The sequence below is a fragment of the Trichocoleus sp. DQ-A3 genome (assembly GCF_039961975.1).
GTDB lineage: Bacteria > Cyanobacteriota > Cyanobacteriia > Cyanobacteriales > FACHB-T130 > FACHB-T130.
Genome location: NZ_JAMPKC010000019.1, coordinates 77,179 through 89,906 on the forward strand (window position 1 = coordinate 77,179; position 12,728 = coordinate 89,906).

Sequence of the window (12,728 nt, forward strand, 5' to 3'; positions counted from 1 at the left end):
AAATTATTTATTTCAATTCTTTCATCATCGATTTTGGAAAATTCGTTAGTTTAGAATATTATTTAAAAGTCATCTTTCTTCTATTTCCTGTTTGCAGTCAATGATAAAGGTTTAAAAATTTTTGAGCTAATTGATTGCAGCGTTAAATATTATTTAACCACTTATCTTAGACATTCTGCAATCATCTTCCACAGGTGTGAGAGTAGAGGAAGGCAATGGGAAAAAACCTATTTGCCATCCTGCAACAAAATTTTTCAATATCCTACTCCTGCTGGGAATGTGATAGAAGAGGCGAAAAATTGAGGGAGGTTTGCTGTGAGTTTTTACCAGTAAGCTGTGTTTCAGTTGATTGAATTAATTCCATAATTTGCTCAAACTGAAAATTTTCGACCAAATTGGTCAAAGCATTTATAACAAACGAATTTTCTGGGGGAATTTCCTGAAGGAGCTGAAGGAGCAATAAATCGCTGCCTTGGGAAGCTGCATAGTGTAGCTGTTGTATCCATTCAGAGGGCATAGTGGCAATCTGAAGGGGGATGTCAGAATCGGAAGTCTCTGGTAAATTTTCCTTCGTGCTTTCGGTGGGTAATGCTTCCTCCTCATAGAGATATTGCACCCCTAGATATTTATTCATTTTAAAGAGTAGTTCCTCTTCTCGAAAAGGTTTACGCACGAAGTCATCGCATCCCGCTGACAAGATAATTTGTCTGTCTTCTTCAAAAACGCTGGCAGTTAGGGCAATAATTATGGTTGCCTCACCTTTTAAGGAAGCTCTAATTTTTTTGGTAGCTTCATAGCCGTTCATCACAGGCATCCGCATATCCATCCAGATTAGATGGGGTTCCCAACTCTCCCAAATTGCCACAGCTTCTTGACCATTTTCAGCTTCTTGCACCTCAAAGCCCAAGTAAGTAAGAAGCTTAACTAGGAGGAGACGATTTGTGGGCTTATCCTCCACAACTAGAACACGATAGATGGGTTGGTCAGGAGCTAAACCAATAACTTTTTTATAGATAGATTGGGATGTTTCAATCTCCATCTGCTCAACCAAACCTGCCTGAATGTCAAAGGTAAATTTGGCTCCCTGACCTGGATGACTACTGACTGCGATCGCTCCTCCCCCCATCAGTTGGACAAACTTTTGACTGATCGGTAAACCCAAACCCGTGCCTTGACAGGACTTCAGCCCAACTGAGGTTTGTCCAAAAGCTTCAAATAACCGATCGAATTCATTTGGGTCAATACCGGGGCCAGTATCTTCCACTTCAAAGAGCAGGCGGATAAAAGGCACAGGTGAGGAGTCTGCTTGTTCCCCGACACTCCTGCTTTCCGCCTTTCCTTCCTCCCCTGTAACGCGCAGGGTTACGCTCCCTTTGTCAGTAAATTTGATGGCATTACCGAGAAGGTTAATCAAGACCTGACGCAGCTTACTTTCGTCGGTTCTGACGTACTGGGGGACAGCAGCCGTGCATTCAAAGTTAAGCAAGAGTCCCTTGCTTGTGGCTTTGAGTTGTAGCATCTGTTCGAGACTATTGAGCAGACAATACAGGTCAAAGTCATTTTCATGTAGCGTGACTCGCCCTGCCTCGATTTTAGCCATCTCTAAAACATCATTAATCAATGCCAGCAGATGATCGCCACTGCGACTGATGATCTCCAGGTATTTCTGATGTTCGGCAGATAGGGAGGTATCAAGGCTCATCAATTGGGTAAAACCAAGGATGGCATTGAGGGGTGTCCTTAGTTCGTGGCTCATATTGGCAAGAAATTCGCTTTTAGCACTGTTCGCAGCATCGGCGGCTTCCTTGGCGATCATCAATTCAATTGACTGCTGTTGAGTTCGCGCTAGCAATTCTGCCTGTTGGATCGCAACGCCTAACTGTGCCCCAATTTGAACAACCATCTTGATTTCTGCCTCTTGCCATTGGCGAGAACCGGAATTTTGGTAAGTTGCTAGCAAGCCCCACAGTTGATTGCTATGGAAAATCGGAACAATGATATAAGCTCGTGCTTGAAAGCGCTCCAACAGTTCTAGGTAACAAGCGTCAAATCCAGCTTGGTAGATGTCTGGGACACAACGATAACTGGTTCCTTGGCGATAAGTCCCGCCTTGATTTGCTTGCAAATAAGTATCTTGGATTGGCTCCTCTGCACTTCCCAAAGTTTTGCCAGCACAACCCACCTGGTTAACGGCAACCTTGGGCAGATGAGATTGATGAATTTGTTCGGGAACTAGCAAATTCCAGCCTTCTGCTACCGACTCCGATACAAAATCCCCACTCCAGTCGGGATGGAAACGATAGAGACCAACGCGATCGCAATTAATCGCATGGCGTAATTCTTCGGTTGTAGCGCTAAAAATCTTGTCAATTTCTAAGGTTTGACGCATTCGCTGAATCACAAAAGCGATCGCTTTTTCCCGTTCTGCACTCTCCCGTAATGCGGCTTGTGCTGCTTGACGTGCCTGAGTCACTGCAATGAATTCGTTGACTAATTTAAGCCAATTAATTTCTTCTTGACTCCAGACTTTGGAAGAACTTATGGCATCCAAACCCATAAAACCGACAACCGTACCAGCGTAAAGCGTCGGAACGGCAAGCCGGGACTGGATACACTGAAGTTTCGTCAAGGTTGGTTCGGCGGTGACAGGTGGGCGTTCGGCAGGAAATTGAACCGTTTTGCCACTCAAAAGTTGGTTGTGAACCCAGTGGTGATTTTCAACGGGTAAACCTTGAAACCGCTCGATCGCTGGCTGAATGCCAAAGCCGCACCACTCGTGGGTCATATTCCAGCCGTTTTGGCGATCGGAGTAATCAAACAGGTAAGTGCGATCGCACCCCAAAAACTCGCCAACGGCTTGCAGCGTCAAAGCGATCGCAGTATCTAAGTTTTCGTCAATCAGCATCCCAGAAATCCGGCTCAAGCAACTGTCCATCGCTGCTCGTTTTGTCAGCAATTCCTCCGCTAAGTTCCGCTCCAGCTCGGCTCCCGCTCTGGCAACAAAAATTTTCATAATCATTTCTTTGCCAGGATCGTGAGCCATTGGCTGCACATCCAACACCGCCAAATTGCCAATTGTATTGCCAGCCGAGTCTCTTAACGGAATTCCCCAGTAGCTTTGTGCGCCTAACTGCTTCAACGCTGGGAAGTCAGGAAAAAGTTCTTGTACCTCGGATGGATAAAAACCGCTCGTTCCTTTCAAGACGTTTTCGCAAGGACTACCCGCCAAGTCGTACTCGAAATTTTCGCCAAAGCCCTCACCCGTCCAGAATGCCAAAGTTCGCACTCTAGTTTCAGTATCATCTGCAAATTGACCGACTACAGCGTAGCGGACTCCCAAAACTTGGGCGAGATAGCGGACACAAGAGCGAAAGAATTCATTGCCAGTTGCAGAAGCTGTTCCCTCAACCATTAATTGCAGTGCTTCTTCCCTCTGCTTGCGATCGGTAATATCCGTATGGGAACCTGCTATGCGATAGGCTGTGCCAGTTTCATCCCACAATGCCACGCCACGGGTAAGCATCCAGCGCCAGCTGCCATCTTTATGAGATGCCCGAAACTCTACCTCGTAGTTGGGGATTTTCTTCGCTAAATAGGCAAGCATCACCGCTAACACTCGCTCTGAGTCTTCTGGGTGCAGAACTTGGTTGAAAGTATCGATGCTATTCGGAATTTCTAAGTCTTCATAGCCCAACATACTTTTCCAACGAGGCGACAGATATACATAATTTGCTGGAATATTCCAATCCCAAATCCCGCCATTAACTCCTTCTACCGCTAAAGCAAATCGTTCTTCACTTTGGCGGAGTGCGGCTTCCGCTTGCTTTTGGTTCGTAATATTACTGAGGGTACAAACAATTCGCTCTACACTCCCGTCCTCTGCTAGCTGCGGGTCGGCATTTACTAGCAGCCATCGTTGATTATGGCTCTCAGGATGGTCGATTCTCACGACAATATTATGAATTGGTTGGCGCTGGACAATGCTGGACTGCACGGGTAGCTCTGGCGTTGGGAAGGGTGTGCCATCTTCTCGCTGCAACAGCCAATTTGCACCAAATACCTGATGCGATAAATCCTCTGAGTTGAGATTGAGGAGATTAATTGCAGCTTGATTGTAGGTGAGAATTTCGGCATTAGCATTGAGCAGTAATACTCCTACCTGCATTTCTCGGATCAGCATCCGAAAGCGGTTCTCACTTTCCTGTAACGCTTGCTCTCGAACTAACTGCGCTGTTAAACGCCGATCGAATAGAGAGGTTAATAGGGCTAGGCTCAAAATGAACAAGGTAGCAATCCCGATAGCGATCGCCAACCAAGACTGAGTGATGGGGGGAGACGGCTCTAGTGGAAAGACTTTGTGAGGAGTAAAGTGAGTCGCCCACATTCCCGTGTAGTGCATCCCACTGATGGCAATTCCCATCAGGAGAGCGCTGCCGAATTTCTGCCACAGCAAACCTTTTAAGGATTGCTCTTGTAGCCGAAATGCCAGCCAAAGCGCGGCAAAAGAAGCGATGATGGCGATCGCTACCGATAGGCTCACCAATCTCCAGTCATACTCAATCGTCGCCTGGACTTGCATGGCTGCCATACCTGTGTAGTGCATCCATGCAATGGCAATTCCCATACAAACCCCGCCGCCGATGACCAGCGGGATTGAAACAGCGCGACTCAGCAGCCATAAAGCAATAGTTGAAGCAAGAATCGCGCACATCAAGGAGAACAGGGTGATCCACACATCATAATTGACAGACTGTGGCAATTGGAAAGCCAGCATAGCAATGAAATGCATTGACCAAATTCCGGTTCCCATTGCCCCTGCTCCACCCAGAAGCCAGCGCCATCGTCCCCGTTTCACAGCAGACCGCACTCGTCCGGCTAAGTCTAGGGCTGTGTAAGAAGCTATTACTGCGATCGCAAAAGAAAGGATTACTAAACCTAGGTTATAAGTGCCAGCCATTGCGCTATGCATATCTTTTTCAATGTCGCGGATTTCTAAAAATCAATCGATATAAAAAAGTTTTTCAGCGAAAGGAATGCATTTGTGAATGGCTTCCTTAATCTCGCCCCACGAGTTTTTTTGGACTTACAAGTCCCGTTTCGATTCCTACCAACCCCCACATAATGGCAGGCATAGCCTATCGCATTCGCGCTGCTACAAAACGGTAGAAAAAGGAGGGGAAATATAGTCAAAGTTCCCCTTGAAAAATGAGATTTAGGGGAACCTCCGTGTAAGTCGTATCGAATTAGCCCGCCGAAAGAAAGAACTTCCTCTGTGTTTAGACGAATCAGTAAACATTGCCCGAATCGGACAATTAAATTTTTTTGAGAATTTGCCTTAAAATCTGTAAGTTTGTACTTGATTTTTTTGATTTCATAAGATACTACTTCAACTAAAGCGTCGGATGGAGGCAGTATAAAGTTCTGTCAACTACCTAAACTAGCATTCTTTAATTAAATATGCCTTATTAAGAATCACTTACAGATAGGCGCTAACCTTATTGCTTTAAGCGATTCGTTTACAAGCCGCGCAAACAAAGGGTTTCAGCAGTTTTCCCAGTTCAAGCAAATAAATTACTAAGTATAATTCCCTACTTTTCCTACTTTTCCTACTTGCTGTTTGGGTCGAATATAATCATCTATCAAAGGTCAAAGGTTGCGATCGCGCTTTTATCATGTATCAATTATTAGGTTATAGATTCTTGGCAATTCCATAACCTCCACCTCCTGGTGTTTCGATAACAAATACATCGTCACGCTGCATTTCTACAACCCCTGTACTGCCTAATTCCTCTATAGTTTCATCAGTACGCTGCACATAATTTTTCCCGACTGCACCCGCTTCACCACCATGCAAACCAAAGGGAGAAATGACACGACGACTTGATAAAATTCCAGCAGTCATGGGTTCAAGAAAACGCAGGCGACGGATAACACCATTCCCTCCATGATGATGTCCATTCCCGCCACTATTGGGACGAATCGCAAAACTTTCTAAAAGGATAGGAAATCGCCATTCCAATACTTCTGGGTCGGTAAGACGGGAGTTTGTCATGTGAGTTTGTACGGCGTCGGTGCCGTCGAAGTCAGCGCCAGCGCCGGAACCGCCACAGATGGTTTCGTAATATTGATAGCGATCGCTTCCAAAGGTGAAATTATTCATCGTTCCTTGGGAAGCTGCCATCACCCCCAGCGCCCCATACAAAGCATCGGTAATGTTTTGCGAAGTCTCTACATTTCCCGCCACCACAGCAGCAGGATAATGCGGATTTAACATACAGCCTTCGGGAATAATAATTTCCAAAGGTTTGAGACAACCCGCATTGAGGGGAATATTGTCATTCACTAAAGTGCGGAAGACATACAATACTGCTGCCTTGCACACGGCTGCTGGTGCGTTTAAATTACTCGGTTGCTGAGGAGAAGTGCCGGTAAAATCTATTTTGGCGCTGCGAGTCGATTTGTTGATGGTGATGGTAACTGCGATCGCGCTGCCATTATCCAGAGGACAAGTAAAACTGCCATCTTTGAGAACTTCGATAACCCGACGTACCGACTCTTCCGCATTGTCTTGTACAAAGCCCATATAAGCTTGCACAGTCTCTAAACCATAATGCTCCATCATCTTGTGGAGTTCTTGCACGCCGCGTTCGTTGGCGGCAATTTGTGCTTGCAAATCTGCAATATTTTTACTGGGATTTCGGGCTGGATAAGCGCTGGATGCCAGCAGTTCCAGCAATTCTTTTTCTCGAAAATGTCCTCCCTCTCCTAGTTGGAAATTATCAAGTAGCACTCCTTCTTGTTCTACCGTGGTGCTGTTTGGAGGCATGGAACCTGGAGTAATCCCACCAATATCTGCATGATGTCCCCGCGAGGCAACGTAGAAGAGGGGAAGCGTAGGAGGGGAGATTGTAACGCGATTTATCGCGTCTGGAGAGGAAGCAAATACAGGGGTAATTACGGTGATATCGGGTAGGTGCGTGCCGCCGTTGTAGGGATTATTTGAGGCAAAGACATCTCCAGGTTGAATCGTGTCGCCACAAGCGTCAATTAAACTTTTGACGCTTTCACTCATAGAACCCAGATGCACGGGAATATGGGGGGCGTTGGCGACTAACTGCCCGTGTTGGTCAAAAATTGCACAGGAGAAATCTAAGCGTTCTTTGATGTTGACTGAGGAACTGGTATTTTGCAGAGTGATACCCATTTGTTCGGCGATCGCGCGAAACAAATTATTGAAAATCTCCAGCATCACCGGATCGGGACGATTTAAGATTCTGGATTCTGGATTTTGGATTGAGAATTGTAAATCTGCCGAACGCTGCAAAATCAGATGATTGCGATCGCTTAGCTGTGCTTGCCAACCGGGTTCAATGACATTCGTACCCGTCGCATCGGCAATGATAGCAGGGCTAGAAATCCAGTCTCCGGGTTGCAAATCCTCTCGCTTATACACTGGCGTCTCGTGCCACCGATCCGCCGCATACATCTGTACAGTTGCCACCGGCGAGGGAAGTTCATCACTGCGACGCTGAATGACTGCTTCCTCTACTCTCTCCGTCTTCGCCACCACCTCAACTGAAACTGCCTCTACAATCAGCCTTTTATCTTCCACAACAAAGCCGTAACGCTGCCGGTGCAACTCCTCAAACCACCCCCTCATCGCCGCCGTATCCCCAAAATCTACAATCAGCGCCGAATCAGTCCCCTCATACCGTAAATGCACCTTCCGAAAAACCTCAATCTCAACATCCTCCCTTCTCTCTTCTTCCTGTCTTTCCTCTGCGTCCTTGGCGTCGTGGCGGTTCGTTTCCTCCTCCCCCTCCCTTGCCAACTGGCTTAACATCCCCTCCAAACTCAGCACTAACTCCTCACTCAGATGCGCCTCCACCGCCCGTTCTCGCAGCACCCGCATGTCTGCCAAACCCATACCATAAGCCGATAACACGCCAGCGTAGGGATGAAGAAACACCTGCTTCATCCCCAACGCATCGGCAATCAGACAAGCGTGTTGTCCCCCCGCGCCCCCAAAGCAGCACAAAGTATATTCCGAAACGTCATAACCGCGCTGGAGAGAGATTTTTTTAATTGCACTTGCCATTGTTTCAACTGCGATCGCGAGAAATCCAGCCGCCACTTGTTCCGGCGTCCGATTGTCCCCAATTTCTGCCGCCAGTTCATTAAACTTTTGCCGCACTACTTCTGCATCTAGCGGCAAATCTCCGTTCGATCCAAACAATTTCGGGAAAAACTTCGGTTGCAACTTGCCCACCATCACATTGCAATCCGTCACCGTCAGCGAACCGCCTTTTCCATAGGCAGCGGGACCCGGATTTGCCCCCGCTGATTCGGGTCCCACGCGATACCTCGCCCCATCAAAAAAGAGAATCGAACCGCCACCAGCAGCAACCGTATGAATTGCCATCATCGGCGTCCGCAGCCGCACTCCGGCAACTTCCGTTTCAAAGGTGCGTTCGTATTCGCCGTTATAGTGGGCGACATCCGTAGAAGTTCCGCCCATATCAAAGCTGATAATTTTGTCGAATCCCGCCATCAAGCTTGTCTGTACCGCGCCGACGATGCCCCCAGCAGGGCCAGATAAAATACTGTCTTTCCCTTGAAACTGTTGGGCATCAGTAAGTCCACCGTTGGACTGCATGAACATCAACTGGGGAGAGTTTTGAGTTGAAAATTCCGATTCCAAACTGGCTAGCTGACTGGCAACTCGATCTACATAACGCCGCAAAATAGGCGATAAATAAGCATCAACAACGGTAGTATCACCGCGACTCACCAACTTCATCAACGGGCTAACTTCGTGCGATACCGAGACTTGGGTAAATCCAATTTTCCGCGCTGCATCTGCTATTTGTTTCTCGTGTTCGGGATAGCGATAGCCGTGCATGAAGACAATGGCACAGGAGCGAATCCCGTCGTTGTACGCTTCTTGTAGAGATGCGATATATCCTGTTTCTACGGGGATTAATTCTTCGCCTTGGGCGCTGTAGCGTTCCTCGACCTCAATCACTCGCTCGTAGAGCATCTCTGGCAATACAATGTGACGGGCGAAGATATCGGGGCGATTTTGGTAGCCGATGCGAAGGGCATCTCGAAATCCCTGAGTAATGACTAGAAGAGTGCGATCGCCCTTGCGTTCCAGTAGCGCATTCGTCGCCACAGTGGTTCCCATCTTGACAACTGCAATCTGTTCCGATGGAATAGGTGCATCTGCTGCAATTCCCAAAATGTCCCGAATTCCCTGTATTGGCGCGTCAGTATACCGTTCGGGATTCTCCGATAGCAGCTTATGAATCACCAGTTGTCCATCCGGACGCCGCGCCACAATATCAGTAAACGTACCACCCCGATCGATCCAGAATTGCCAGCGGTTATTTACGTGGGAAGGTAGATTGGAATGCATAATAAAAAATAATTGCGCGATGTTGATGATAAAATCTTTCTAATTAATTCTTATTATAAATACCGTTGCTAGTTTGTCCGGTTTTAGTTTAAAAACATCCAAACTATTTTAATGAACATGTTTTTTAATATAAAAGTAGCTTTTGTAGCAGAAGTATTTATAAATATTAATTGCTGTAACTTCTGAACTTAAAATAAACAATCTAACCTTTTATTTAACTTTTATTTACAAAAAGGATGTTTTAGAGAATGCTTTACTTCACAGAAACAGAGAAAGCTAAAGTTCTAATTAATGAATATTCAAAACGCCAGCTTTTGTACTTAGATACGGAAGTTGCCGATTATAATACTCCCAAGCCTAAACTCTCTTTGATTCAAATATTAGATGACTTTACCGATGTAAGCGGAAATAGCGTTCGCATCTTAGATGTTTTAGATAATCCTGAAATTGCAGAAATCTTTATTAAAGAAATCATGGTTAATCCTGCAATTGAAAAGGTCTTCCACAATTCCAGCTACGATCTGAAGTTATTAGGTAAAACCAAAGCTAAAAATGTAAGTTGCACCTTAGAGATTGCCAAATCAATCCCTTACTATTTATTGCCAGTACCAAATTTACAATTGAGAACTCTGGCAGAAAAGCTGTGCTATTTTCCCAATATAGACAAAACCGAACAAAGCAGCGATTGGGGACAGCGACCGCTGACAGAAAGTCAGCTACAGTATGCAAAAATGGACCCGATTTATCTGGCTCACGTGCATCAGCGGCTGTTGGAATTAACTCAATTGAGTAGTCCAGATCCAGAACAGGAAGATGTAACAGCTCTAGCCCAACGCTATCGAGAAATTGAGCAGGAATGGAAGTTGCTAGATACCGAAATTGACCACATCCAAAATAGGCTCAAAGCCGCAATGCAGGCACAGGAACTATCAGAGACGAAATATTTCCAATTATCCAGTTATGAGCGAACTACAAAAAAGATTCCGTTTAACCAGTTGGCAAGAATAGCGGAAATTCATGGAATTGATTTAGAGTTTCCGGTAACGCTAACCCAAAATCTTCAGAAGGACTTAGGAGAATTGGTCGCGGAACTTCCCGTGGAAGAAGAGAAAACTACTATCTGGCGGTTGAATCCCAAAGAGCAGGAAGATGAAGAGGATGATGGGATTCCATTTTAAGGAATATTCTGTTAATTCAAGTAACTATCTCTTTCTTCCAGTCTTGAGATTCACCTTTTATCTGGAATAGCAGTCTGTTCTCGTGTGTAAAAGCTCGTAGCTAACCTTCGTATTCAAGGGGTTTCTGTAATGCTTCCTGATTTATTGCATCGCAAACAGACACATTTCGTTTTGTGGCGTCCAGGAGATATTCAACCCCCTCCAACGCTTTACATCGGCAACTTCGCTGGAGATAATCCAAGCTCATTTGAAAATTTTCAAGAATTCGACTTAATCCAATCAACAGATTTTCCAGAACTTTGGGAAATACCAGCGAAAAACTGCAATTTAACAGACGGAGAGGTTTATTTTTACTGGTTTAAAGTCCGCGACACTGACCCCTACACCAACACCCATCGAATTCTCTACTGCACCGATCCTACCGCTTACACGGTGGATCGGCGTTTCTCTGCACCGAAAGTCCTTTCAGAAGAGGGTATGTCCGACCTAGATCCAGCTAGCGTCATCCTCTACCGAGATAAAATGCTGGTTCCGTGCGATCCGAAGGGGCAAACAGCGGACTGGGAAGGAGATACGATAGAAAACCTACAACCGAATAATCGGCTAGTGATTTACGAGTTGCCCACTCGCTGGACTCGAATTCGTTCAACTGGAGGAATTCAAGAAGGAAACGGGACTTTTCGAGACGTAGTTTCTCTATTTGTGGAAGAAGCGATCGCACCTACTTTTTCCTCAGTCCGCGCCTTACAAAACCGCGCTCATCTGGTGGAATTAGGTGTCAATGCTTTGGAACTTTTACCGCCATCTGATAGCGATCAAACAGATAATTGGGGCTACGGTACGGCTAATTATTTTGCAGCCGATTATGACTTAGGTCGCCCGGACAGCCAAGAAGCGCCCACGGCTTCCACCGATTCAATCAATCTCATCAAAGTTTGCCATCAACACGGCGTGCGCTTTTTTGTTGATGCGGTAATGGCTTTCTCTTACAACAATCCTTACCGCAACGTTAATTATCTAGAATTTTACATCAAGTTTAATAGTGGCGATCCAGAACAAGGAAATCGGGACGGATTTGGCGGTGATTTGTTTAAGTACAACTATTGGGTAGAAGGGTATCATCCGCTTGCAGGTACGCGATCGCGTTTTGTTCCTGCCCGCGAATATATGAAAGCTTACATTGCCCACTGGATGACATACTATCGAGTGGATGGATTGCGCCTCGATAGCGTCAACAATATTGGCAATTATGACTTTTTGCAGGAATTCAAAGATTATGCGCGATCGCTTTGGCAGGAACGGGAAGGAAGCGGCGATAAATTTCTCGTAGTCGGTGAAGAATTAAGCGTACCTCTCGCTTTAATTTCACAGAATCGTCTCGATGGACTGTGGAACGAGAAGTTTAAGCATATTATCCGTAGCGTCATTCTAGGACAGAATTCTCCTGATGAACCTAGCTTTGAATGGAGCGTCCGCAAACTCATTGACTGTCGTAATTTAGGGTTTGTAGATGGTTCTCAAGCAGTTAATTATCTGACTTCCCATGATGTGGGAGGCTTTGGCAACGAACGCTTCTACAGCTACCTAAATAATAATCAAGTTTTTGATACAGAAAAGCGCATCAAGCTAGCATTTGTTTGTTTACTTACTGCTGTCGGGATTCCGATGATTTTGGCAGGAGATGAATTCGCAGATCAAAATGACTTGCCAACTTCAGATGACCATAAAAAACAGGTCGATCCGGTTAACTACAGCCGTCTGACAGATGATTGGCGACAGCGTATTTTCAATTATGTTTGTAGATTAGTGAAGTTTCGGACTACTTCTGATGCTTTAGCCGTAAATGACACTCATTTTATCCATTCTGACTTCAATGAAGGCAAGCGAGTTATCGTTTGGCAGCGAGGCAAAGACGATCGATTAGTGATTGTGGTGGCGAATTTCTCTGAGTACGGGACTCCTCCAGGTTCTGAGTATAAAATACCTAATTGGCCTGCAACTCCGGCAGGTAAACAGTGGAAAGAGATCGCGCAAGATCGCATGGTTCCTGCTGAATGGGTAGGCAGAGAAGGCATCTTCCCGTGGGAAGCGAAGGTTTACGCGCTAGTTTAAACTTATTCACCCTCAGAGGT

4 protein-coding genes are annotated in these 12,728 nt (G+C 45.8%); 2 read left to right on the forward strand and 2 right to left on the reverse strand.

Annotated elements, in window-relative coordinates:
• Positions 1 to 262 precede the first annotated feature (262 nt).
• Both NDI44_RS21940 and NDI44_RS21945 read right to left on the reverse strand, forming a co-directional pair.
• On the reverse strand, positions 263 to 4,969 hold the full coding sequence (locus NDI44_RS21940) for an MHYT domain-containing protein (protein ID WP_190410249.1): 4,707 nt from the start codon (positions 4,967 to 4,969) through the stop codon (positions 263 to 265).
• A gap of 720 nt (positions 4,970 to 5,689) precedes the next feature.
• Positions 5,690 to 9,418: a hydantoinase B/oxoprolinase family protein gene (locus NDI44_RS21945; RefSeq protein ID WP_190410250.1), complete on the reverse strand. Its 3,729-nt coding sequence runs from the start codon at positions 9,416 to 9,418 to the stop codon at positions 5,690 to 5,692.
• Between the two features lie 248 nt (positions 9,419 to 9,666).
• On the opposite strand from NDI44_RS21945, the gene NDI44_RS21950 reads away from it, so the two are divergent.
• Complete coding sequence (locus tag NDI44_RS21950; protein ID WP_190410251.1) at positions 9,667 to 10,596, forward strand: ribonuclease D; 930 nt, start codon at positions 9,667 to 9,669, stop codon at positions 10,594 to 10,596.
• Positions 10,597 to 10,725: 129 nt separating this feature from the next.
• A complete protein-coding gene (locus NDI44_RS21955; protein WP_190410252.1) occupies positions 10,726 to 12,708 on the forward strand; it encodes an alpha-amylase family glycosyl hydrolase in 1,983 nt (660 codons plus the stop codon).
• Positions 12,709 to 12,728: the final 20 nt, after the last annotated feature.